A 22,634-nucleotide genomic window follows, 5' to 3' on the forward strand; every position below is an offset into this window, starting at 1 on the left:
TTTCCTATACTTCAGGGTGCAAATAGGGGTGGACTGTTTTCAGACGGCCGTGAGAGAAAATAAACAGGGCTTCGTAAACACCTGCGCCGTCGCTGTTGAGCGCAGTCAGAAAGAAGGTATCGTCTGCGGCATTATAAAAGCAGCGGTGGCGGTGTTCGCTGATTGTGTCGAAGTAGGGGTTGAAGAGGTGTTCGAATAATACTTTGTCTGCCGCACGTTTTTTTCCGTTGCGGGTAAACACGATGCTGCGGTAATGGGTTTGGGGAATCGTGCCGTCGGTTCCCCAAACTTTTTTGCCTCGGTATTTCGTTAAACCGGCTTTGTTATTGTGGCCGGTGAATTCTTTTTTATGGGCTAAGTATGGGAAATTGCCCATGGAAACCATGAGTCCGGTGCCGTTTTTGAGGCAGCTGAATCCGTCGGGGCGGGTGGTAACGGGAATGTCAGGATAGCTGCTGACCAAGCGCAGGCGGGATTGGTGTATCCAACCGTCCAATTGTTGGCCGTTGGGGTAGCGGTATGAGCTGTAATACCAACCGTCTTTGCTTGGAGAGTCTAAGCTGTCGCCTTCGGGCGTGTAAACCCATGCGCCGTGGCGTACTTTGCCGATAATCGGGCTTTTTACGGAAGGTTCCTGCCGCATATTGGTATGGCCGTCTGAGTCGATAATTTGGGCGAATTCTGCCAGCGCGCAGTTGCAGTTAACGGTGAGCAAAACGGCGAGGGCAAAAAATGTTTTCATAGCGGTGCTTTCAGACGGCCTGCAATATGGTCGATAGCTGCCTGCGCACAATACAGGCCGAATGAGGCGGTAACCAACATGCTCGCGCCGTAGCCCGCGCAGGACAACCCTTGCGGGGCGGCATCGGCGGCGCAGGCTTCGCCTGATTGCGGCGGGGTAATGTTTTCGGTGGAAAACACGCAGGGTACGTTCATTTTGGCTTTGGTGTCGCGGGAAAAGCCGTAGCGTTTGCGCAAGGTGTAGCGCAGGTTGGCGAGCAGCGGGTCGTGGCTTACGCGGCTCAAATCGGCCGTCTGAATCAGCGCGGGGTTTTTCTGTCCGCCTGCACCGCCGCTGAGGATAAAAGGTTGTTTGTGTTGGACGAAATAGGCCGCCATTGCTGCTTTGACGCGCACTTGGTCGATGGCGTCTATCACAAAATCAAAAGGCCGTCTGAACAGTTCGTCGAGGTTTTCTTCGGTAACGAAGTCTTCGATTTCGGTGACTTGGCAGGCGGGGTTGATTTGCAGGATGCGTTCGTGCAGCGAGCTGACTTTGGCTTTGCCGAATTCGGAGGTCAGCGCGGGAAGCTGGCGGTTGACGTTGGATTCGGCCACGTTATCCAAATCAATCAAGGTCAGACGGCCGATGCCGGTGCGTGCGAGTGCTTCTACCGCCCAAGAGCCGACACCGCCGACGCCCACCACGCATACATGGGCTTGATGAAAGCGTTGCAGGGCTTCGGTGCCATACAGGCGGGCAATGCCGCCGAAGCGGCGTTTAGAAAGGGATTCGGACATGTTCGGCCTTGTGGTAAGTCAAATTCAACACAAAAAACGCTGCCAAAACAGCGCGGGGGTATTATACTTGAAGCTGGGTTTGATTCACACTTCACACAAAGGGCCGGTAACGTGCCGTTAACCAAGGAGAACGAAGATGTATAAAAATTTAGTGGTAGCCGTAGACGGTAGCGCAACGTCTCTCAATGCCTTGAAACACGCAGCCGATTTGGCAGGTGCGGGTAACGCACGGTTGACTTTGGTGCACGTTGCCAATCCGGCCGAATATATGGCGCTGGCTCCTGAGTTTCTGCAACATGAGAGTTATGAAGCTGCGGCCATCGCACAAGGCAACGAGGTATTGGACTTTGCCGAAAACAGTGCCAAAGAGCAGGGTGTGGCAGATGTGGTGAAGCATTTGCTGGTGGCCAATAAAGGTGCGCGCGAGATGGCTCAGGAGTTGGTGGAATATGCTGCTTCTCAAGGTGCCGACCTGTTGGTGTTGGGTACGCACGGCCGCAGCGGTTTGATGCACCTTTTGATGGGCAGCTTTGCCGAAACCGTGATGCGTCAAAGCCACCTGCCGCTGCTGGTTATCCGCAGCACGGAAAGTGAAAAAGAATAAATACTTTTTCAATATTGAATTTGATTGAAGGCCGGAAGCCGCCGTATATTGCGCGGCGGTTCCGGCTTTTTGTTTGTGCGGCCGTTTGGCCATTCAAGTGGAATTTTTCTGCGGTTTTTGGGAGCGGATTGTATGTCCGCCCCCACGTTTCAAGATGACCCGAACCGGTTTGGCTGTGCCTCGGCCTTGTTTATCGGGCATGTTGATGGGAAAACAATCAGCGGTTGGCATCCAACATGTTTTCAAACTGCTCCGTCAGCTGCTGTAAATCGATCAAGCCGGCTTGCGAAAACAGCATAAGCAGCAGCGTTCCGGCCAACAGCGTGATTAAGGCGTAAACGATATAGCCGATGATGATTTTGCCGCCTTTTTGCCCGCTTAATTTCATAAAACCGATAATCTGTACCCAAAAAATCCAAATCTGCCAAAACAAGCCGATGCTTGCCATGGCAGGCACATACAAAAGCAGCAGCGTGGGAATCGCCAGCGCTTCGGTGGCGAGTACAAAGCCCCAAAAGGGCAGGCGCGGGGCTTGGGGTTGGCGCAGCATGCCGCTCATCACGCGGCTGAGAATCAGGCATTTCAATACCGTCAGCAAAACGGCGAATACAATCAGGGGCGTGCTTTTGCCGAACAAGGGAGCGGAAGCGGCGGCGTTGATGGTGCCCAGAAGCAGCAATACTGCCAAGTTCACGGGTATCGAATAACGGTATTCTTCGGGTTGTTTGTAATGCAGGCGCAAAACATCCCACATGTCGCGCAGAAATTGATAAAGCATAAGCGGAACGGTAAGGGTAAATAAAAAACGGCATTGTAGCGGAAAAAAGCACATCAGGCCGTCTGAAAATGTATGCTTCGACGAAACGGAGGTATGCGATATAGTCGGCAACATGCAGCCGGAGTAATGCGGCACGGAATACCTTGCAGGCCGGAAGGGTTTTTGGTGTAATGCAGAAACCGCCGCTACAGGCGGCTTTATGCACAGCATAGGCCGTCTGAATACTAAGGCGGGCAAGTAAGGCTGAAACAGTTTTGATAGAAGAAACAGATAATTAAAGGAGAACCACCACATGACTGCTTATCCGGCACAAATTAAAATTCCGGCGGTTTACTACCGCGGCGGAACATCGAAAGGCGTATTTTTCAAACTCAGCGATTTGCCGCAGGCGGCCCAACAGCCGGGCGACGCGCGCGACAAAATACTTTTGCGCGTACTTGGCAGCCCCGACCCTTACGGCAAACAAATCGACGGTTTGGGCAACGCCAGTTCTTCTACCAGCAAAGCCGTGATTCTCGATAAAAGCAGCCGCCCCGATCATGATGTGGATTATCTGTTCGGGCAGGTTTCCATCGATAAACCTTTTGTCGATTGGAGCGGCAACTGCGGCAACCTTACTGCTGCCGTGGGTGCTTTCGCCATTGCCAACAGCCTGATAGATCCTGCCAAAATACCTGAAAACGGTTTGTGTACCGTGCGTATCTGGCAAAAAAATATCGGCAAAACCATAGTTGCCCATGTGCCGGTTACGAACGGCGAGGTGCAGGAAACCGGCGGTTTCGAGCTGGACGGCGTTACGTTTCCTGCCGCAGAAGTGCAGATTGAGTTTCTCGACCCTGCCGACGGAGAAGGCGATATGTTCCCCACCGGTAATTTGACGGACGAATTGGATGTGCCCGGTATAGGCCGTCTGAAAGCCACTTTGATCAATTCCGGCATTCCCACCATTTTTGTGAATGCCGAAGACATCGGCTACACGGGAACGGAGCTGCAAGACGATATCAATAATGATGCAGACGCCTTGGCCAAGCTCGAAACCATCCGCGCACACGGTGCTTTGAAAATGGGTTTGATCAGCCATCTTGAAGAAGCCGCCACCCGCCAACACACACCGAAAATTGCTTGGGTGTCTGCCCCGAAAGAATATGTGTCGTCCAGCGGAAAAAACATCCAAGCCGGCGATATTGATCTGTTAGTGCGTGCCATGAGTATGGGCAAGCTTCACCATGCCATGATGGGCACGGCTTCTGTGGCTATTGCCACCGCCGCCGCTGTTCCGGGCACTTTGGTTAATCTGGCCGCAGGCGGAGGCGGGCGTAACGAAGTCCGCTTCGGCCATCCTTCCGGCACTTTGCGCGTCGGTGCGGCTGCCGAGCAGGTTGACGGCAAGTGGACGGCAACCAAAGCCGTGATGAGCCGCAGCGCGCGTGTGATTATGGAAGGTTGGGTAAGAGTGCCCGCCGACTGTTTCTAAACTGAACGGTAAGCTACGGCAGGCCGTCTGAATGAACAACGCCGCAACCGTGTATACGGTGCGGCGTTTTTTATGATGTCGGGGTAATCTCTGTCGTTAAATTATGGTGAACCAGCTTAAAAAATAGCACGTTTGCCATATTCGAGCCACGGACGAGTATGGCGGAACCGTGATGAAAATTAAACGGTTTTTTAAAGATATTGGCTACAAAGCAGTTTTTTCACTCAAAAAATCAATCATGCTGCGGACTTTCGCGCTGAGAAACGTTCTGTCTACATAAACAGCGTAGAGTCGGGAACGGTGGATTTTATAATCCGGCAGCAATTTCACCAGTTTTCCGGCATGAATATCTTTTTCCGTGCACCATGCCGGTTGGTAGCCGATACCCATGCCTTCTCGTATCAGCTGCCCCGTCATCAGCGTGCTGTCGCAACGCACATAAGTATTCAGCGATAAAGTTTCCGTGTGGCCGTCTGAATGCTGTATTTCGATACTGCTCATATCAATGTATGAAGGCAAAACCGCAAGATGGTGCGACATTTCTTCAGGCGTATTCGGCGTGCCGTGCCGTTTGAGATAGTCGGGTGAAGCGAGAAGATAAAATTCTATATCGGCCAAAGGCTTAACGATAAGTGCGGGATTAGGGTCGTTTGAAACCCGCAAAGCCAAATCCACACCTTCGGCAATCAAATCAACATGGCGGTTGCTTAACTGTAAGTCCAGCGAAACATCGGGGTATTGGCGGCAATATTCGGTAAGCCAGCCGCTCACGCGCGGATTGGCAAACCATTGCGGCATTGCCATCCGCAACACACCTTGCGGCTTGTCTGTGCCGCTGGCGGCAATCCGCGCCGCAGTATCGAGCGTATCCAAGGCATAGCTGCATTGGCGGAAATACGCCTCACCCGCTTCGGTAAGGTGCAGATTGCGGCTGTTGCGGTGCAGCAGTTTCGCTTGAACCGTATTTTCCAAATGGCTCACATGCTTGCTTGCCATGGCCGTGGAAATGCCGAGTTGATCCGCTGCACGCGTAAAACTGCCGTTCTGAACCACTTGGCGGAAAACTTTCAAACTGAACAGAGTATCCATTATTTAAAAATAAGAAATGTTCTTTCAATAAAACGATTGTATATTAACATAAAGGAAAGCAATATACTGCGCCTTCTTCAATATTACACACACAAACAAAAGGAAATTTTATGAACGCTTTATCACGTTACCAACCGGTTTTACTGGCCGTTCTCCGTATCACAACCGCTTATATGTTTATATTGCACGGTACGGCAAAACTGTTCGCTCTGCCCCATGTTGAAATGTTCGACAACATGCAGATTATGTCTATTTACGGGCTGGCGGGTATTTTTGAAGTAGTCGGAGGCATATTGTTACTGCTCGGCCTGTTTACCCGCCCGGTAGCTTTTATTCTTGCCGGCCAAATGGCAGTTGCCTACTTTATGGCGCACAGCGCACCTTCGGTTTTCCTGCCGCTCTTAAACGGCGGCGAGCCGGCAGCTCTCTTCTGCTTTATTTTCCTTTACATCGCATCAGCCGGTGCAGGTGTTTGGGCATTGGATAACCGTTTGCAGAAGGCTTAATATCATTTAATTTGCAAAAAGTCGTTATTGGCGTTTTACTCAATACAGCAGCCGGGCATCGATGTCCGGCTGCTGTTTAAAGACCAATCATGAATAAAGGCCGTCTGAAAAATTTCGTTTCAGACGGCCTTTATTCATATTGAACAGTTTACAAACGGTTTATATGGTTATTGGCGTTTTGCACCGTAACCGCCAATTAATTGCTGGTTGCCGTTAGACAAGCCGTAAGTGCCGCCGATTTCATCTACTTTGGTTCCGTAGAACTTGCCGTTCAAGCTGCCTTTGAAACCGTGTTGTGCGGTAGCAGCTTCTCCGTTAAAGGTGTTGCTGTTTGATTGCCAGCTCGCTGAACCCGACATCTCATAACCGGCAGCCGCAGTAGAAACCCTTACGCCGTTTTCCAAAGTATGGAACGTGGGATTTGTAGTTTTAAACGTCAGACCTTTTTTTGCAAAATCGGCAACGGCTACCACATTTGCAGTTAGCTGACGGGCGGGTTTGCCGGTTTCGGTCAGATAAGATGTGGTTAACCCTTTGTAAGTTGCAGTACCTTCAGACGGAATCGAGGCAATCGGAGTTTCATTGCCAAGGCTTTGATAGCCGTGATTAACTAGGTTATTCAGGTCAACATAGTGTGCAAAAGTCTGCTCCGTCCAACCTGCAGCTGCCGGATCATGAAGGGTTACGCGGATACCGTTGGCAAACTTGATAACATACGCACCGTCAAACTCTTTGTCGAAAGACAGTTTGTTTTTGTCTTTATGAAGATGGGCAATACCGTGCAGAACGTCTGCGATTTTAGGTGTAGAGCCTTTCATGCCGTCAATGGCATTGTTGCTGGCAGCGTCTAAGGCGACACGCAATAAAAGTTTGGAGGTAAATTTAGGCTCAAACTGTTTGAGTGTTTCCCAGCCTTGTTCGTCGCCTTTTCCAATTTTATCCCATGCTTCATGGATTTTCTTAGCGGAATCTTGCTGATTTTGGAAATCATGATTAATTTGCGCTAGAGTTTCCATCATACCTTTTTCAGTAAAGGCTTCTTGATGATTTCTAGCAATTTCTACAAAACCATTGTAGTCGAAATCTTCTGCATAAAGGGGTAAAGCTTCTTTAACTGCTTTTTTAGCTTCTTCAACAGCTTTAGGATCTGCCTTATCATCTTTGATGGTTTCCCAGGCTTTTTTCATCGCATCGTATTGGGATTTAATTTCATCATCCAATGAAGTTTTGACTTCGGAATATATGCCGTCCTTTTTGCCAAACAAAGAAGAAATATTTTCCTGAGTAGAACCGGCAGAAGTGTATTTGGTAATAGATGACTCCGGTGTCAGATAATTGACTTGAATAGCAGGGTTTTCTTCCGCAGAGTTTGTTAATACAGCGCCATCCAGTACGACTGTGTCGTTTTTCTTCAAATCTAAATTGCGGATCAGGCCGATTTGGTTGTCTACAAAAGCAGGTTTGCCGTCAACCTGTCTCAATTGAAGGTGGGGATTGTGCTGTTGGGCGCCTGAAGATGAAATAAAAGAAGTATGCAAAGGAGCCGGTTTGTTTAAGGGTGGCAGGCTTTTGTTGTCTTTAATTTCCGAAGTGTGGTCAGGTTGCGGATTTGCAGGGTCGGCAGGGTTGCTGTCGTTAGATAATCCTGCCAAAGCAGCCAATGCCGCCTCCAGTTTTTCAACCGTTTGTTTACTGATCAGGGCCTTTTGGCTATCGTTTAAGCTGTTGTATGCTTTTTGAGCATTTTTGATGCTTTGTGCGTCTCCCGCATCTATTTTTTCAACGCTGTCTAACGCTTCAATCATATTTATTACTTTTCGTGCGGAAATGGCGTTATCGACGAGCTTGGCATCGGGCGAACCGCCACCGCCGCATGCTGCCAATACGGCAGAACAAATAACAGTCAGTGCGATGTGTTTTAAAGGCAATTTTTTAGACATAATATCCCCTTTTTCAATAACGGAAACAGCCGGGCAGGAAGTGCTTTGGCTTACAATTCATAACAAACATGAGAAATTGTAAATCATTGTTGATTTAAAAACAAATGTCATTAACGAATTGTATGTTTGATGTGCTTCGAATACTTCTATTTTGCAACATATCGCTTTTGGGGCGCATGGGAGCAGTTGTTAAAGTTTGCCGGTTTGTACGGTTTGTGAGTTTCTATCTTTCCGGTTTGTATCTTTTGCTGTTTAGTTCTCTTTCACTGATTCAGCCCCTGTTAAGTGGCAGGCTGTTGGAGTAAACTTGCGTTTCCTGCCATGTCGCTACCTGATGAATTCAATATGACTGCCATTGCTCCGCTTAAAAAGATTACGCTTATCGGCGTCGGCCTGATAGGCGGTTCTTTTGTGCTTGATTTAAAACACAAAGGCTTGGTGGGTCAGGTGGCGGGCGTGGATTTGAATGCCGGTAATTTGGAGCGGGCTTTAGAGCGCAAGGTAATTGATGAGGCGTTCGGCACGGTTTGTGCGGAAGCGTTGGCGGGAGCCGATTTGGTGGTGATTGCCACTCCGGTAGCGACGCTGCCTGATGTTTGCCGCAGTTTGTGCCCGCTGTTGGACAGCCGTACTGTGATTACGGATGTGGGCAGTACCAAGCAATCGGCGATTGATGCTTTCCGCCGTTATCTGCCCGAGCATCTGCCCCGATGTGTTGCGGCGCATCCGATTGCGGGGTCGGACCGCAGCGGGGCGCTGGCGGCGCAGTTTGGGTTGTTTCAAAACAAAAAGTTGGTGGTTTGTCCGCACGGAAAAGAGGATTCAGACGGCCTTTTGATGGTGGAGTCGCTTTGGCAGGCGGTGGGTGCACGCATTTGTCGTATGGGGGCGGATGAGCACGATGCGGTTTTTGCTGCGGTTTCCCATTTGCCTCATTTGTTGGCTTATGCTTATGTGCATCAGATTGCAACGCATGAAAACGGCTCTACTTATCTTGATTTTGCCGCCTCGGGTTTTAGGGACTTTACGCGCATTGCTTCCAGCCATCCGGCGATTTGGGCGGACATCTGTATGGCCAATAAAGAGAGTTTGCTCACGTTGTTATATGGTCAGCAAAAGCAGCTCGCTGCATTGGCTGCTATGTTGGAAAATGCCGATGTTTCGGCTTTATACCGTTATTTTGAAACGGCTAAGCATACGCGGGACGATTGGGCTGCTTCGCAATAGGTTGTAGGTTGAGGCCGTCTGAACAGCTGTTTCAGACGGCCTGAGACCTTTGCAAAACCCCCATCTGCGGCGCATTTCTGCGTTGTGCGCTGCTCACTCGTTTGCCTATCTATATGATATGTCTGCACTCGCTGTGCTGCTACGCCTTGAACTGCATCCACATCTGGGAGTTTTGCAAAGGTCTCGGCCTTATGCAAAGGTTTCAGGCTGCTCAAACGAATCGAATCTGTTTCGGTTTGGCGTGTGAAGATTGTGCTGTAAATGATGTGTTAAATGGAGTGTTGATGAAATGAACGGGTTCCGAAAAGTATTGTGGTTTATCGTGCTGTTGTCTGCATGTACCGCATTCGGTTCGTTTTATTCGCAATATGTGATGGATTTGAATCCTTGTGTATTGTGTATTCTGCAACGTTTGGCTGTGATGGCGGTAGGTTTTTTGGCTTTGGTTTGCGCGTTATTCAGCCAAACCGGTAAGGCGGCGCGTATGGTGAGTGCGCTGTTGGTGAGTGTTCCGGCGGTTTATGGCGCAGGGGTTGCGGTTTATCAGCTTTATATTCAAAGCCTGCCGCCCGGTGCGGCTCCGGCATGCGGTGCGCCGTGGACTTTCCGTTTGCGCGATTGGCCTTTGTTTGAGTGGTATGAGCCGGTGATACGCGGTTTCGGCGATTGCGCCGTTCCCGATTATGTTTTGGGCATTCCTTTGCCGGTATGGAGCGTGCTGTATTTCGGCTTTGTAGGTTTGCTGGTGTGGGCGGGCTGGTTGAAAAGCCGTAAGGCTTTGCTATAAGGTGTTTGCAGCATAGTCGGTTTGTGTGCCGGAAAAGTTATTCGGGCTTGAAGATCAGTCGAACGGATGTGCCTCTTTTAAATTTATTTAATCATTTCGGGCTGCATTTGCTTTTTAAAATACAGTACACTAGCAGCCGTTATTAAAGATAAAAACGATTATTAATTATGTATGTAGGCGAACGGTTTAATGCGTACAGCCATCTGGTGGGTTCACTGCTGGCCGTAACCGGCTTGGTGTTTTTGCTGGTTAAGGCGGTGGAAACGATGGATGTGTATAAAATCGTGAGTGCGGCCGCTTATGGTTCGTGCCTGATTATTCTCTATGCCGGCTCAACGGTTTATCACAGCGTTTCGCGGCCTAAGGCTAAAGCGGTTTTGCAGAAAATCGATCATTGCGCCATTTATCTGTTGATTGCCGGCAGCTACACGCCTTTTACTTTGGTATCGCTGCATGGTGCATGGGGTTGGTCTCTTTTCGGCGTATCTTGGGGTTTGGCCCTTTTCGGCATCATTCAGGAATTGACCATTAGCCGTAAAAGTGAAAAACGCAGGCTTTCGATGTTTTTATATGTGTTGATGGGCTGGCTGGTTTTGGTGGCGATTTATCCGCTTACCAAGAGTTTGCCGGCGGAAGGTCTGTTTTGGCTGGTGTTGGGCGGCTTGCTTTACAGTGCAGGCATTTATTGGTTTATCAACGACGATAAAATCAAACACGCCCACGGTATATGGCATCTGTTTGTGCTGGGCGGAAGCTTGGCGCAATTTATCTGCGTGTATTTCTATGTGATTTAGGGTGTTGCTTATACTGTTTACGGTTTGCCGTCTTGTATCAACCAGTTTATTTGTTACATAGAAACGGGAGCCGTGTTTCAGACGGCCTGCGGCCTTTGGATAATCCTCTTATGCAGCCCATTTCTGGATTGTTTGCTGTTGACTCGCTGTGCTGCTGATCCTTGTATTGCATATACAGTCGGAAGCAAAGGTTTCAGAAATGGAGTGTGCGGCATGCTTACATGGTGTTGCACGGTTTCGGAAAGTGAGCAGAATGAAAACATTAGGCATCATCGGCGGCATGAGTGCTGAGAGTACCGTGTTGTATTATCAAATCATCAACCGTGAAACCAATGCACGCTTGGGTGGCAACCACAGTGCCGACATCTTGATGCACAGTGTTGATTTTGAAAAGATTGTAGCGTTGCAGAAAGCAGGCGACTGGGCAGCTGCCGGAGCGTTGTTGGCGGAAAGTGCGCGCAAATTGGAGAGCATGGGTGCGGATGTGTTGGTGTTGGCAACCAATACCATGCATAAAATCGCACATGTGATTGAGCGGGCTGTGGATATTCCGTTGCTGCATGTGGTGGATGCGACTGCGGAGGCAGTCAAAGCCGGAGGTTTGAGGCGTGTCGGGTTGTTGGGCACACGGTTTACCATGAGCGACGGTTTTTATTCGGAACGGATGGCCAAGCTCGGTGTGGACGTTATGGTGCCGTCTGAAAAAGAGCAGGCGGAAATCCACCGGATTATTTTTGAAGAACTGTGTTTGGGCAGGGTTTGCGCCGATTCCAAAAGTTATTATCAGCAAGTGGTGCGCCGTTTGCAGGAAAGCGGGGCAGAAGGTGTGGTTTTGGGTTGTACGGAAGTCGGTTTGCTGTTGAAAGAAAACGATTGTCCGCTGCCTCTGTTCGACAGTGCTCAAATTCATGCCTTAGCTGCGGTAGATGCTGCTTTGTCTTAAAAACTTAAAACCGTTGAGGTCGTCTGAAATCTGTTTTTCAGACGGCCTCAACGGTTTTGCTTTGCCGGTTAAACAATAACGGCTCCGCAATTAAGCCAATGCTTCTGCCACGGCACGGTAGGCTTGGTCGATGGCTCCGTTGACATAAGGCATCCATGCGGCATCGGCTCCGGCAATGAAAATGTTGCCTATGCGCTTTTGCATGGATGAGGTGGCGTTTTCTGCGCTGCTGTCCGAATCCCACAAACCGGTTTGTTCGTAGCTGTAACCGTGCGCCCAGCGGTTTAATGTAACGGCCACCAACACCGTATCGAGCTTTTCACCGGCAACGTCGTAAATGCTGCGCAGCTGATCAAGCATTTCTTTTTCAAGGCTCTCGTAACTTTGGCTGTTTAAGGCGCGGCGGCCGCTTTTATACATATCGCGGGCAGTTTGACCGGTGAAATCGGTGGCGATGCGAACCATGTGGATGACCATGGGTTCGTCTGCCGTTTGCGGAAACTGATAACCGCCCATGCTCACGGGGTCGTCGAGTTTGACGAGGCAATAGGGTGCGTCGGGTGCGTAGAGTGAATGAACGCCGAGCTTTTGGAAGGCTTTGGAGTTCTTGACCACGGCTTTGCCATAAACCATCGGCACTTTGACGTTGGTGAGCGAAGCGGTTTTCTGTGCATCGGGCATTTCGGGGATCACGCGGGCGGCCAGTGCGCTGTGTCCGGCGAAAATGGCTTGTTTGGCCTGCACTTGTTTGAGGTTTTCGCCATCGTGCGGCATGTAGGCAACGGCTACGCCGTCCGAATTGTTTTCGATACGCAATGCGGTGCTGTTCAGACGCAGGCGTACTTGGTTTTCGGGCAGGTCGAGTTTGGCGTAGTCGAATTTGGCCAAAACGATGTCTTCCATCGTGTGGCCGGGTGCCGAATCGGGAATCATTTTGCGGACGAGCATTCGGGCAATGGAGGCGTTGCCGTCGGGGAAGTGGTAGATATAGGGTTCTTCTTCCGATGCTTCGTGGGTCAGGCCGAGGTTTTGCACGCCGGGGTAGCCGTCTTCCAGTGCTTCTTGCACAGAGATGGCGTTGATGGCGTGCCCCCAATATTCGGAACTGATGTTTTTGAGATATTTCAATGCGCCTTCGGGCAGTTTGGCTTCGTTTTTCAGGAAGTCGTAATAGCTGGTGTTTTCAGCAAAATCGGCACGTTCACCGTCGGTTTTGCCTTCGAGGTAGTCGGCCGGGGAGGTGTAAAGTGCGATGAGTGCTTTTTTGTCGGCTTCCGGCAGGGGAAAGCGGTTGATGATATCGGCTGCTTTTTCTTCGCCTGCTTCGGGTACGGCGGCAACAACGGCGTTTTTACCGAACGAAGCGGCGTTAAAGAAAATGCCTTCTTTAAGTTTGCGCTTGGTTTCGTATAAATCTTGATGGAAATAATCGGCAAATTTGGTGTAGTCGATACCGATATCTTTGAGCAGGGCGAGCGATTCTTTGGAATATTCGGATTCGGGCGAATCGATGGATTCGCTGCCGGCATAGGAAATAAGCAGTCTGCCGTTAACGGTAAATTCGTTGCGTTGGGCATGGCCGCCGAAATCATCGTGGTTGTCGAGCAGCAGGATTTTGGCTTGAGGGCGTTGTTTTTGGTAGAGATAAGCTGCAGTCAGGCCGCTGATGCCGGCACCGATAACAACGAGATCGTAATGTTCTTCGGCCGCACCGGGCAGGGTGTAGTTTTTGTTTTGCAGAGCGATGCTGTGGGCGGCTCTTTGAACACCGTCGGCATCACCGCGCAAACCGAGCAGGGCGGGCGGATAGTAGGTGGCGTTGACGGCGGCGTTAACGGAAGATTCGAGCGTTTGCGGGGAAAATAATTTGTAGATTTTATAACCGCCCAGCATCGCTGTGCCGGTAACGGCGGCGGAGCCGGCTAGGAACGCGCGGCGCGAGAGTTTGCGTTTCATAAACTTCCTGATTGATATGGGTTAAAGTTGTGTGCCTGTTGCGTGCCCGTTTTGCCCGGGTTGGGGTATGTTTGGCGGTTCATACAGTATGAGGCTTTTATAAAACCCCTGTCTGCGGTATGCTCGCTTACTTATCTGTTTGATATGTGACTGCCACCGATATTGCAAACAGACTTGATTTGCTACGGTCTTGCGGCGGCTTGCCGTATGTTGTAAACATAGATTAATGATGGCGGCAAAACGGGTAGGAATGTGAAAAGGGCATAAGTCTAACAAATTATGTGTTCGTCGGACTACAAACGGCATGAAAAAAATGATTGTGTGATTGATATTTGCGACAGATAGTGTTGAGGGCGAGAGTCTGAGCCCTTTACAAAACCCCGGTTGCGGCGCATTTCGGCGTTGTGCGCTGCCCGACTGTTTGCTTATCTGTGCGATATGTCTGCATTCGTCGGGCTGCTGCGTGTTGAACTGCACCAACATTTCGAGGGTTTTACAAAGGTGTGAGGCCGTCTGAAAAATGGTTTTCAGACGGCCTTTTGAATATATCCGTTCCGGCAAAATGGTTACGGTAACGGTTACTGGTCGGCGGCAGGAAGGTCAACCAGTTTTTCTTTGGCTTTGAGATTGACGGCATAGCCTTGGTTTTCAATCCATTTCTCTTCTACGCGCCATTTACCGTCGGTATCTTCGACCCGTACATACCAGTGGTGGGTAGCGGGCAGGGGCTTGAATACGGCGTTGTATTCGGCTTTGTTGCCGGAAAGAGTGCCGCTTTGGACGGCTTGCAGTTTCACGGTTTGGTCGTCAGACTTTTTGGCCGGATGCATCAATACCAAATTCAATGCTTTGTTGCGGTCGAAATCGCCGCTCACGAAAACTTTGGCGGCGTTTTTATCGGGGCTGATCAGCACTTGTGCGGTGATGCCGCGCTTAAGGGCTTCTGCGTCGCGGTGCAGCTGTAAGTCGATGTGTTTGCCGTCTTTGTAGTAATCGTCGCTGACCAAATCGGCAGAATTGCTTTTGGCCAGATAGAAAGTGTAAAAAGCGGCAACCACCACGATGGCGGGCCCTGCCATCAGCAGCCAAGGCCACGGTTCTTTGTACCAAACTTTGGATTTTTTGGCGCGGTCGGTCACATTATTCTCCGATAAACGATGATTTTTCAGTAAGCGTATTGGTTTCGTTGCTGCCGCTCTCGCGATAGGTAAATTCAAACTCAATCGGATGGCTGCCTTTGTCGGCATATTCCGGAATGGTGGATACTTGTACCGGCACGGTAATGGTTTCTTTCGGCGGAACTTTGATGCCGTCTGAAGGCAGGCCGGTTAGGGCGATTTCGTCGAAACCGCTGACTTTGGCCGTGAGCACCTGTTCCTGTTCGCTGTCGTTGATGATGCGCAGATTATAGGCGTTTTCCAGCCAGCCGTTGCTGTTTTCGCGCAGCATCACGCCGCGGTCTTTGATGATGTCTACGCTCATGGTTGCGCGGGTGGCGATGCCGGTAATCATGGCGGTTACAGCCACCAACAATACCGCTCCATAGCCGATCACACGCGGGCGCAGCAGGCGTTTTTTGATGTCTTTGTCGCTGTATTCGTGCTTGAGTGCGCTTTCTGTGGTGTAGCGGATGAGGCCGCGCGGATAGTTCATTTTATCCATGATTTCGTCGCAGGCATCGATACAGGCGGCGCAGCCGATACATTGGTATTGCAGGCCGTCGCGGATGTCGATGCCGACGGGGCATACCTGCACGCACATGGTGCAGTTGATGCAGTCGCCCAGTTGGGTGTCTTCTTTGCTGGCGGATTTTTTGCGTGCGCCGCGGGGTTCGCCGCGTTCTTCGTCGTAAGAGATAATCAACGTGTCTTTATCGAACATGGCGCTTTGGAAGCGGGCATACGGGCACATGTATTTGCACACTTGCTCGCGCATTTGGTGCGCCATCAGCCATGTCATAAAGCCGTAGAATGCGGCGGCAAACAGCGAACCGCCTCCGGCCTGCAAGGTAAAGATGGCAGGCACGAACTCGCGGATGGGGGTGAACCAGCCGGCAAAGGTGATGCCTGTCCACGCGCACACGGCGAAAATCAGCAGGTATTTGGTCAGTTTGATGCGGATTTTGCGGAAATTCCACGGTTCTTTGTCGAGTTTCAGGCGTTTGTTGCGGTCGCCTTCAACGAGATGGTCTATCCACAACATGATTTCGGTGTACACCGTTTGCGGGCAGGAATAGCCGCACCACAAGCGGCCGGCAATGGTCGTCCACCAAAACAGGCCGAACGCGGAAATAATCAGCAGCAGGGCCAAATAGATTAAATCGCCCGTACCCAGAGACAATCCGAAAATGTAAAAATGGCGGTCGGGAATGTCGAACAGCACGGCCTGCCGCCCGCCCCAGTTGAACCACGGAATCATATAAAACACAAATTGGGTGGCCAGCACCGAGAGTATCCGCAAATTGGTAAAGCGGCCTTTGGCCAGTTTGGGGTGGATGCGCTTGGAGCCTTGGTAAAGTTGGATAACCTGTTCTTTGGGTTGGTTGGGTGTTTTGCCTTTTTGTTCGTTAGACATAACGGTGTTCCTTGAATTTTTTGTTTTTCGGGCACGGTTTTAACGGCCGATTTATTTATTATAGCAGTTTCATGATTTCAGACGGCCTCGTGAGTGTAAAAGCGGATGAGGCCGTCTGAACATGTTGTCGGCAGAAGTCTGCCTGCTCGGCGTACCGGTAAATATTTTTCGGCACGGGGCTTGCAGGCAGTGCTGAAATCCATTAGATTATTTTGTATTAGAACAAAATGGATTTTGTATTGTGGAATTAAAACCTAAAGGAAGCACCGCTGTCAATATCGCCCAATCCATCAGCAGTCTGATACGCGAAGAAGTGTGGCCTGCGGGCTACCGGCTGCCTACGGTGCGCAGTTTGGCCGAAGATTTGGGGGTCAATCCCAATACCGTATCGGCTGCTTACAAGCAGTTGCGTGATGCCGGTATGATTGCCACCGACGGCAGGCGCGGCAGTTTCGTTCCGGCAAAAACCGAAATTCTGCATACCGAAAGCGCCGTGCCGAAAGGCTTGGTGGATTTGGCTTCCGGCAATGTCGACCGCAGGCTGCTGCCCGAGCTGCCGCCTTCGTTGCTGGACGGCTACCATTTGGCGACCGACGTCGGCGGCAGGGGTGACAATCCCGAGTTGATGGCGCATATTGCCGATTGGCTGCGCGACGGCATGGGTATGGAGAATGCCGATGTCGTGCTGTTTTCCGGCAGCTTGGATATTATGGAACGCGCCCTCAGCCAGCGTTGTATGCCCGGTGCCAAAGTGTTGGTGGAAAGCCCTTGCTGGCTGCCTTTGCCGGCTTTGTTGTCCAACTTGCGCTTGGAGGCCGTTCCGGCAGAGATGGACGAAGAAGGCGCGCTGGTGCCGGAGCATGACGACTTAAGCGGCGTGTCTGCCGTTATCTTAACGGCGCGAGCACACAGCCCGACGGGGGTTTGTTACAGCCGCCGCCGCTGGCATGAATGGCAGCGGGCGTTATCGCAACATAATGCGTTGCTGATTGTGGACGATCATTGGGCGGTTTTGAGCCGCCACCCTTTTCACGGCATGCAGGGGTTTGATAATGAATGGATTTACAGCACATCCACCAGTAAATTTCTCGGCACCGACGCGCGGATTGCCATTGCCGCCGGTAACGGCCATACACTCAAGGCGATGAAAAAACGCTTCTCGCTCGGGCCGCGTTGGATCAGCAAACTGTTGCAACACGTTACTCTGCAATTGTGGCGGCAACTCGGTTCAGACGGCCTCAAGGCCATAGCAGACAGCTATCACGCGCGCCGTTGCCGTTTGATCGAGTGCTTGAACAATCACGGAATCAGCGTGCCGGGGAGCAGCGGTGAAGGCCAGCATATTTGGCTGCCGGTACAGAACGAGGCGCAGCTCATCCAGTTTTTGGCGGCCAAAGGTTGGGCGGTGCAGAGCGGAGCGGCGTTTAATTTGTCGAAACAACCCGCCGTGCGCATCACCATCGGCAATTTGAGTTGGGAGGATTGCGGCACATTGGCCGACGATATCGCCGATACGCTGGCCGCCGGAAGCAGAACCTTATATTGATATTGAACCGCACCAATAAATTTAATTCTGTGTGCCGAGTGCGGCACGTTACGGTCAATAACCTATTTTGAATACACGGCGGCAAGCCGCAGCAGCCCCGCATTAAAAAGTGAAGTTGATTGACTATAAAAGGTACAATAAGCGGCTCGGTGATGTTGCCGGGTCGGTTGAAAAACATACACAAGCCACCGTATTTTAAATATGTCTAAAAAAATTCTGATTATTTCTCCCAGCTGGATCGGCGATTGCGTGATGACCCAGCCGCTTTACCGCCGTTTGCACGAGTTGAATCCCGGTGTAACCATTGATGTGTTTGCGCCGAAGTGGTCGATGGCGGTATTCGAGCGTATGCCCGAAGTGAACGACATTATTGAAAACCCGTTCGGACACGGCGCTTTGCAACTCAAAAAACGCATTCAAACGGGCAGGGCATTGGGCAAGCGCGGCTATGATCAGGTGATTGTGCTGCCCGGTTCGCTCAAGTCGGCGCTGATTGCCGCGGCTACCGGCATCAAAAAGCGCACCGGTTATGTGGGGGAATCGCGTTACCTGCTGCTCAACGATATCCGCAAGCTCGACAAACAGGCGCTGCCTTTGATGGTGGATCGCTACACCGCGCTGGCGCATCCTTCCCAAGCCGATTTCAACGGCCGTTCCGACCATCCCCTGTTCAGCATCAAACTTGAAAGCCGCAGTGCAGCTTTGGCCGCGCACGGTTTGAATACAGAAAAGCCTGTGCTGGCGTTTTGCCCCGGAGCAGAATTCGGCCCGGCCAAACGCTGGCCCGCGCGCCATTTTGCCGAACTCGCCCGCCGTTATCAGGCGCAAGGTTGGCAGGTTTGGCTGTTTGGTTCGCAAAAAGATTTTGATATTGCAGAAGAAATCAATACGCTTTCAGACGGCCTGTGTGTCAATTTGTGCGGCAAAACCAGTTTGTCGGAAGCGATAGATTTGCTCGGATGTGCCGACGCCGTAGTGTGCAACGACAGCGGCCTGATGCACTTGGCCGCCGCATTGGGGCGCAAACTGGTGGCGGTTTACGGCTCTTCCAGCGCCGACCACACGCCGCCTTTAAGCAGCCAAGCCGCCATAGTGAGCCTGAATTTGGACTGCTCGCCGTGCTTTCAGCGCGAATGCCCGTTGGGGCATACGGATTGTTTGAACAAGCTAACGCCCGACCGCGTGCAGCAGGCATTGGAAAGTTTGTGAAGAAAGTTGGAGGCCGTCTGAAAAAATCCCGCAGTTTCTTGTAACAAGAGCTGCGGGATTTTTTCAGGCGGACTGAGACCTTTGCAAAACCCTCAGATGCGGATGCAGTTCAAGGCGTAGCAGCGCAGCGAGTGCAGACATATCAAATAGATAGGCAAACGAGCGAGCAGCGCACAACGCAGAAATGCGCCGCAGATGGGGGTTTTGCAAAGGTTTCGGACTTTATCAGACCAAAATGCAGGGTGTGAAAAAACCTTATTCCTGCTTGCCGAATTCTTTTTCAACCGCTGCGCGCACTTTGTCGGCAGAGGCTTCGATGTCGGTTTGGCTGACAGTGTGGCCGGTTTCAACCGCTTCAGCGGCCACGGGAGCTACTGGCGCGGCGGATTCGGTTACGGGATGGTGTGAGGCTGCCATTTCCTGAACCGCTTTGGTTTCGGCAGCTTGGGGAACAGGTTCGGTATGTGGCGCAGCGGGCGCGGTCAGCGGCAGGCGTGCCAAAATGGTGCTGGTGCCGCTTACTTTGTCGCCGATAGAAACTTGCGCTTGTGCGTCCAACGGCAGATACACGTCAACACGCGAACCGAAGCGGATAAAGCCGTAACGTTCGCCGCGGCGCAGCGTGTCGCCCACGCGGGTGTAGCACAAGATGCGGCGCGCCACCAAGCCGGCCACTTGCACGAAAGTTACTTCACGGCCGCTGCGGGTGGTGGCCAATACCGCGTTGCGTTCGTTTTCGGTGCTGGCTTTGTCGAGCGCGGCATTTAAAAATTTGCCGGGGTTGTATTCCACCGCCGTTACCGTGCCGTCGATGGGAGAGCGTTGGGAGTGCACGTTAAACACGTTCATAAACACGCTGATTTTTAACGATTCGACTTTGCGGTAGGGGTCGGTGGCGCGTTCAACCACCACGATGCGGCCGTCCACAGGGCTTAACACCGCATCTTCGTCTTGAGGGGTAGGGCGCGCGGGGTCGCGGAAAAACTGCAATGCGAAAACGGTAAACACCCAGAAAGGCAGCGACCACCAACCTGCCGATACCGTAACCAGAATGCTGATGATCAAACCGCCGACGATAAACGGCCAGCCTTCGCGGGCAATAATCGGATGAGGGTAAAAACTGGGCATGGCGTTTCCTTTTGTGCAAATGAAAATATCTCTCGAATTATAGCCGATAACCGCGGGTAAAGGGCAAAGCAGACGGTGGGCGCAGGTGCATAGGCCGTCTGAAAAACATATCGGACTTAGGGCGGGCAAGGATGCCTTCCCTACTATATAATTGCGTTTTAACACATAATCGGTTAACCGATGGCCTGCGGTATGCGTGCCGGCACCGGTTGCGGGCACGGTTTCCGGCGGAACGCGCGCAAAGCATACGGTGGGCGCGGCAAAGGTTTCAGGCCGTCTGAAAGGTTTTTTTATCATGCAACCACCCTCTAACGAACCGGTACGCCTCTCCAAACGCATGGCCGAGTTGAGCTTGTGTTCCCGCCGCGAAGCCGACAGCTACATCGAGCAAGGCTGGGTCAAAGTCAACGGGCAAACCGCCGTACTCGGTCAAAAAGTGACCGCCGCCGACCGCATCGACCTCAACAAACAGGCGCACGAAAAGCAGGCGCAGCGGGTAACGATTCTGCTCAACAAGCCGGTGGGTTATGTAAGCGCACAGGCCGAAAAAGGCTATAAATCGGCCGCCGAACTGATTACGCCCGAAAACCATTGGGAAGGCGACACCAGCCGCATCGAGTTCAGCGAAAAACACCGCTTCGGGCTGGCTCCGGCGGGGCGTTTGGACATTGATTCGGTAGGCTTGCTGGTGTTGACGCAAGACGGCCGCATCGCCAAACAGCTCATCGGCGAGAACAGCAGCAGCGAAAAAGAATACCTCGTGCGCGTGCGCGGCAAGTTGAGCGACGAAGGTTTGAAACTGCTCAATCACGGCTTGAGTCTCGACGGCGAAAAGCTCAAGCCCGCGCAAGTGGAGTGGCAAAACGAAGACCAACTGCGTTTTGTGTTGAAACAAGGCAAAAAACGCCAAATCCGCCGCATGTGCGAGCTGGTCGGCCTGCGCGTTACCGGCTTGAAACGCATCCGTATGGGTAAAGTGAAGTTGGGAAAGCTGCCGCCGGGCAAATGGCGTTATCTGCGTCATGACGAGCAGTTTTAAGAGTTGGTTGCACAGTTTGCTTGCAAAGCTGCGGCAAGAGCATCGGTGTGCTAACAAAACCCTGAGAGGCCGTCTGAAAACAATGGTTCAGACGGCCTGAATATCCTTAGGTATAATGCCTGCTTTCTTTCAAGTGTATTTTTCACATGATTTATCCGTGGCATCGAACCCAATGGCAGCAAATCGCCGCCGCCCACCGGCACAATCTGCCTAACGCATGGCTGTTTACCGGCAAGGAAAACACCGGCAAAACCGCGTTTGCCCGCCATACCGCGCAAGCCCTGTTGTGCGAAAACCCCGCAGCAGAAGGAGAGCCTTGCGGCGTATGCCTGTCGTGCCATCTGTTCGGCCAAAACAGCCACCCCGATTTTTACGAGCTGACACCGGAAATCCCCGAAGGCGAGGCGTTGGGGCGCAAGCTGTTGCAGATTAAAATCGATGCAGTGCGCGATATTGTCGATAACATTCATTTAACCTCCGTGCGCGGCGGCAAGCGGATTGTGTTGGTGCATCCGGCCGAAAGTATGAATCTTCAAGCGGCCAACGGTTTGCTCAAAGTGCTCGAAGAGCCGCCTGAAAACGTATTGTTTCTGCTGGTAACGCACGCACGCGACAAACTGCTGCCCACCATCAAAAGCCGCTGCCGCCAAATGGTGCTGCCCGCGCCGTCGCACGAAGAAGCCCTGCAATATTTGCAAGAACGCGGCACGGATCAGGCCGAAGCGCTGCTGGCATTTCACGGCGGCGCGCCGTTGTTTGAACACACTCCCGATTTGGACGATCTTCGCCAAGATTTGCTCGACCTGCTGTCCGCCCCGCGCCTGCTGGCGATTCTCGATTACGCCGCCGCATTCGACAAACACAAACAGCCGCTGGCGGTTTTTCTCGACTGGCTGCACAAATGGCTGCTCGATGTGGGTTTGGCGCAACAGCGTATGCCGCCGCTGTATTACCCGCAATACGCGGCTGCGCTGGAAAAAACAGGTGCAAAAACTTCTCCTGCCGCTTTGTTCGCACTTATAGGCCGTCTGAACCGTTTAAGCCCTTACGGACACCATACCTTGAGTGTTAAAATGCAGCTCGAATACTTACTCACTGAGTATCTTAACTTTTGGCAAAACAAATAAATAAGGGAAAATATATGGATACCGCAAAAGACCTGCCGGGCAAGATGATGACTTTGCAATTAAAAGAAAAAGTTGCCCTGTATAACTGCTACATGCCTTTTCTGGAACACGGCGGCCTGTTTGTGCCTACAGACGATGCCTTTTCTTTGGGGGAAGAAGTATTGCTTGCCCTTGAATTGACCAACCATCCGGGCAAAAGATTTCTGCGCACCCAAGTGGCTTGGATCAACCCAGCGCGCACCTCTGTGAACCGCCCCAAAGGCGTAGGTTTGGCGTTTGGCAACGATGAAATCTGCATTCAAACCAAAAACCTGATCGAAACCGAGTTGGGCACAAGCATCCGTAGCGACCGTGCCACTTTCACGCTGTAAAACAAAACGGTTATGTTGCTT

At 51.6% G+C, this 22,634-nt stretch carries 23 protein-coding genes; 13 read left to right on the forward strand and 10 right to left on the reverse strand.

What is annotated here, in order from left to right; genetic code table 11:
• Positions 1-4: 4 nt before the first annotated feature.
• Together AKG43_RS01825 and AKG43_RS01830 are read right to left on the reverse strand one after the other, a co-directional pair.
• Positions 5-742 (reverse strand): hypothetical protein, encoded by a 738-nt coding sequence (locus tag AKG43_RS01825; protein ID WP_054598876.1) that lies wholly within the window; start codon positions 740-742, stop codon positions 5-7.
• Entirely contained in the window at positions 739-1,521 is a 783-nt protein-coding gene (locus AKG43_RS01830; RefSeq protein ID WP_054598877.1) for a ThiF family adenylyltransferase, read from the reverse strand. The genes AKG43_RS01825 and AKG43_RS01830 overlap by 4 nt, the downstream gene beginning before the upstream one ends.
• Before the next feature lie 136 nt (positions 1,522-1,657).
• Between AKG43_RS01830 and AKG43_RS01835 the strand changes: the two genes are divergently transcribed.
• Positions 1,658-2,125: a universal stress protein gene (locus AKG43_RS01835; protein WP_054598878.1), complete on the forward strand. Its 468-nt coding sequence runs from the start codon at positions 1,658-1,660 to the stop codon at positions 2,123-2,125.
• A 217-nt stretch (positions 2,126-2,342) separates the two neighbouring features.
• Here AKG43_RS01835 and AKG43_RS01840 read toward each other — a convergent pair whose 3' ends face one another.
• A complete protein-coding gene (locus tag AKG43_RS01840; protein ID WP_231718086.1) occupies positions 2,343-3,038 on the reverse strand; it encodes a hypothetical protein in 696 nt (231 codons plus the stop codon).
• Positions 3,039-3,195: 157 nt separating this feature from the next.
• On the opposite strand from AKG43_RS01840, the gene prpF reads away from it, so the two are divergent.
• Positions 3,196-4,377, forward strand: a complete 1,182-nt coding sequence (gene prpF, locus AKG43_RS01845; RefSeq protein ID WP_054598879.1) for a 2-methylaconitate cis-trans isomerase PrpF — start codon at positions 3,196-3,198, stop codon at positions 4,375-4,377.
• Between the two features lie 204 nt (positions 4,378-4,581).
• Here prpF and AKG43_RS01850 read toward each other — a convergent pair whose 3' ends face one another.
• The gene (locus AKG43_RS01850) at positions 4,582-5,466 is read right to left on the reverse strand and encodes a LysR family transcriptional regulator (RefSeq protein ID WP_054598880.1); all 885 of its coding nucleotides are present in this window, start codon (positions 5,464-5,466) and stop codon (positions 4,582-4,584) included.
• Between the two features lie 110 nt (positions 5,467-5,576).
• Here AKG43_RS01850 and AKG43_RS01855 point away from each other — a divergent pair, with 110 nt between their 5' ends.
• Entirely contained in the window at positions 5,577-5,972 is a 396-nt protein-coding gene (locus AKG43_RS01855; protein ID WP_054598881.1) for a DoxX family protein, read from the forward strand.
• A gap of 167 nt (positions 5,973-6,139) precedes the next feature.
• Here AKG43_RS01855 and AKG43_RS01860 read toward each other — a convergent pair whose 3' ends face one another.
• The gene (locus tag AKG43_RS01860) at positions 6,140-7,912 is read right to left on the reverse strand and encodes a transferrin-binding protein-like solute binding protein (RefSeq protein WP_054598882.1); all 1,773 of its coding nucleotides are present in this window, start codon (positions 7,910-7,912) and stop codon (positions 6,140-6,142) included.
• Between the two features lie 345 nt (positions 7,913-8,257).
• Between AKG43_RS01860 and AKG43_RS01865 the strand changes: the two genes are divergently transcribed.
• The 5 genes from AKG43_RS01865 (at position 8,258) to AKG43_RS01880 (ending at position 11,663) form a co-directional block, all read left to right on the forward strand.
• Positions 8,258-9,139 (forward strand): prephenate dehydrogenase, encoded by an 882-nt coding sequence (locus AKG43_RS01865; protein ID WP_054598883.1) that lies wholly within the window; start codon positions 8,258-8,260, stop codon positions 9,137-9,139.
• Positions 9,140-9,179: 40 nt separating this feature from the next.
• Complete coding sequence (locus AKG43_RS13095) at positions 9,180-9,386, forward strand: lipoprotein signal peptidase (protein WP_231718091.1); 207 nt, start codon at positions 9,180-9,182, stop codon at positions 9,384-9,386.
• A gap of 42 nt (positions 9,387-9,428) precedes the next feature.
• On the forward strand, positions 9,429-9,926 hold the full coding sequence (locus tag AKG43_RS01870) for a disulfide bond formation protein B (protein WP_054598884.1): 498 nt from the start codon (positions 9,429-9,431) through the stop codon (positions 9,924-9,926).
• Between the two features lie 167 nt (positions 9,927-10,093).
• Positions 10,094-10,720 (forward strand): hemolysin III family protein, encoded by a 627-nt coding sequence (locus AKG43_RS01875; protein ID WP_054598885.1) that lies wholly within the window; start codon positions 10,094-10,096, stop codon positions 10,718-10,720.
• A gap of 253 nt (positions 10,721-10,973) precedes the next feature.
• The gene (locus AKG43_RS01880) at positions 10,974-11,663 is read left to right on the forward strand and encodes an aspartate/glutamate racemase family protein (protein WP_054598886.1); all 690 of its coding nucleotides are present in this window, start codon (positions 10,974-10,976) and stop codon (positions 11,661-11,663) included.
• A 90-nt stretch (positions 11,664-11,753) separates the two neighbouring features.
• Here the strand turns inward: AKG43_RS01880 and AKG43_RS01885 are convergent, their stop codons facing one another.
• The 3 genes from AKG43_RS01885 to ccoG form a co-directional block, all read right to left on the reverse strand.
• Positions 11,754-13,619, reverse strand: coding sequence for an NAD(P)-binding protein (locus tag AKG43_RS01885; protein WP_054598887.1), 1,866 nt, complete (start codon positions 13,617-13,619; stop codon positions 11,754-11,756).
• 578 nt (positions 13,620-14,197) lie between these two features.
• Complete coding sequence (locus tag AKG43_RS01890; RefSeq protein ID WP_255351167.1) at positions 14,198-14,758, reverse strand: FixH family protein; 561 nt, start codon at positions 14,756-14,758, stop codon at positions 14,198-14,200.
• Between the two features lies 1 nt (position 14,759).
• Positions 14,760-16,193: a cytochrome c oxidase accessory protein CcoG gene (gene ccoG / locus AKG43_RS01895; protein ID WP_054598888.1), complete on the reverse strand. Its 1,434-nt coding sequence runs from the start codon at positions 16,191-16,193 to the stop codon at positions 14,760-14,762.
• Between the two features lie 241 nt (positions 16,194-16,434).
• On the opposite strand from ccoG, the gene AKG43_RS01900 reads away from it, so the two are divergent.
• Positions 16,435-17,739, forward strand: coding sequence for an aminotransferase class I/II-fold pyridoxal phosphate-dependent enzyme (locus tag AKG43_RS01900; RefSeq protein ID WP_231718087.1), 1,305 nt, complete (start codon positions 16,435-16,437; stop codon positions 17,737-17,739).
• 201 nt (positions 17,740-17,940) lie between these two features.
• On the forward strand, positions 17,941-18,948 hold the full coding sequence (waaF, locus tag AKG43_RS01905) for a lipopolysaccharide heptosyltransferase II (protein WP_054598890.1): 1,008 nt from the start codon (positions 17,941-17,943) through the stop codon (positions 18,946-18,948).
• 63 nt (positions 18,949-19,011) lie between these two features.
• Here waaF and AKG43_RS13100 read toward each other — a convergent pair whose 3' ends face one another.
• Positions 19,012-19,158, reverse strand: coding sequence for a lipoprotein signal peptidase (locus AKG43_RS13100; RefSeq protein ID WP_082402941.1), 147 nt, complete (start codon positions 19,156-19,158; stop codon positions 19,012-19,014).
• Positions 19,159-19,203: 45 nt separating this feature from the next.
• Positions 19,204-20,076, reverse strand: coding sequence for a phosphatidylserine decarboxylase (locus tag AKG43_RS01910; protein WP_054598891.1), 873 nt, complete (start codon positions 20,074-20,076; stop codon positions 19,204-19,206).
• Positions 20,077-20,371: 295 nt separating this feature from the next.
• On the opposite strand from AKG43_RS01910, the gene AKG43_RS01915 reads away from it, so the two are divergent.
• The 3 genes from AKG43_RS01915 (at position 20,372) to AKG43_RS01925 (ending at position 22,613) form a co-directional block, all read left to right on the forward strand.
• Positions 20,372-21,115 carry a pseudouridine synthase gene (locus AKG43_RS01915; RefSeq protein ID WP_054598964.1) on the forward strand — a complete coding sequence of 248 codons (744 nt, stop codon included), beginning with the start codon at positions 20,372-20,374 and terminating at the stop codon, positions 21,113-21,115.
• Between the two features lie 146 nt (positions 21,116-21,261).
• Entirely contained in the window at positions 21,262-22,242 is a 981-nt protein-coding gene (locus tag AKG43_RS01920) for a DNA polymerase III subunit delta' (RefSeq protein ID WP_054598892.1), read from the forward strand.
• Positions 22,243-22,256: 14 nt separating this feature from the next.
• Positions 22,257-22,613, forward strand: a complete 357-nt coding sequence (locus AKG43_RS01925) for a PilZ domain-containing protein (RefSeq protein WP_054598893.1) — start codon at positions 22,257-22,259, stop codon at positions 22,611-22,613.
• The last annotated feature ends 21 nt before the right edge of the window (positions 22,614-22,634 follow it).

Source organism: Neisseria sp. 74A18, from assembly GCF_001308005.1.
GTDB classification, from domain to species: domain Bacteria; phylum Pseudomonadota; class Gammaproteobacteria; order Burkholderiales; family Neisseriaceae; genus Neisseria; species Neisseria dumasiana.

What these genes read in the sequence shown, in the direction of transcription:
- AKG43_RS01870 (WP_054598884.1), top strand. Translation starts at nt 9,429, where the DNA reads ATGAACGGGTTCCGAAAAGTATTGTGGTTTATCGTGCTGTTGTCTGCA.
- ccoG (WP_054598888.1), bottom strand. Translation starts at nt 16,193, where the DNA reads ATGTCTAACGAACAAAAAGGCAAAACACCCAACCAACCCAAAGAACAG.
- AKG43_RS01835 (WP_054598878.1), top strand. Translation starts at nt 1,658, where the DNA reads ATGTATAAAAATTTAGTGGTAGCCGTAGACGGTAGCGCAACGTCTCTC.
- AKG43_RS01860 (WP_054598882.1), bottom strand. Translation starts at nt 7,912, where the DNA reads ATGTCTAAAAAATTGCCTTTAAAACACATCGCACTGACTGTTATTTGT.
- AKG43_RS01830 (WP_054598877.1), bottom strand. Translation starts at nt 1,521, where the DNA reads ATGTCCGAATCCCTTTCTAAACGCCGCTTCGGCGGCATTGCCCGCCTG.
- AKG43_RS01925 (WP_054598893.1), top strand. Translation starts at nt 22,257, where the DNA reads ATGGATACCGCAAAAGACCTGCCGGGCAAGATGATGACTTTGCAATTA.
- AKG43_RS01865 (WP_054598883.1), top strand. Translation starts at nt 8,258, where the DNA reads ATGACTGCCATTGCTCCGCTTAAAAAGATTACGCTTATCGGCGTCGGC.
- AKG43_RS01825 (WP_054598876.1), bottom strand. Translation starts at nt 742, where the DNA reads ATGAAAACATTTTTTGCCCTCGCCGTTTTGCTCACCGTTAACTGCAAC.
- AKG43_RS01920 (WP_054598892.1), top strand. Translation starts at nt 21,262, where the DNA reads ATGATTTATCCGTGGCATCGAACCCAATGGCAGCAAATCGCCGCCGCC.
- AKG43_RS01885 (WP_054598887.1), bottom strand. Translation starts at nt 13,619, where the DNA reads ATGAAACGCAAACTCTCGCGCCGCGCGTTCCTAGCCGGCTCCGCCGCC.
- AKG43_RS01915 (WP_054598964.1), top strand. Translation starts at nt 20,372, where the DNA reads ATGCAACCACCCTCTAACGAACCGGTACGCCTCTCCAAACGCATGGCC.
- AKG43_RS01910 (WP_054598891.1), bottom strand. Translation starts at nt 20,076, where the DNA reads ATGCCCAGTTTTTACCCTCATCCGATTATTGCCCGCGAAGGCTGGCCG.
- AKG43_RS01875 (WP_054598885.1), top strand. Translation starts at nt 10,094, where the DNA reads ATGTATGTAGGCGAACGGTTTAATGCGTACAGCCATCTGGTGGGTTCA.
- prpF (WP_054598879.1), top strand. Translation starts at nt 3,196, where the DNA reads ATGACTGCTTATCCGGCACAAATTAAAATTCCGGCGGTTTACTACCGC.
- waaF (WP_054598890.1), top strand. Translation starts at nt 17,941, where the DNA reads ATGTCTAAAAAAATTCTGATTATTTCTCCCAGCTGGATCGGCGATTGC.
- AKG43_RS01880 (WP_054598886.1), top strand. Translation starts at nt 10,974, where the DNA reads ATGAAAACATTAGGCATCATCGGCGGCATGAGTGCTGAGAGTACCGTG.
- AKG43_RS01855 (WP_054598881.1), top strand. Translation starts at nt 5,577, where the DNA reads ATGAACGCTTTATCACGTTACCAACCGGTTTTACTGGCCGTTCTCCGT.
- AKG43_RS01850 (WP_054598880.1), bottom strand. Translation starts at nt 5,466, where the DNA reads ATGGATACTCTGTTCAGTTTGAAAGTTTTCCGCCAAGTGGTTCAGAAC.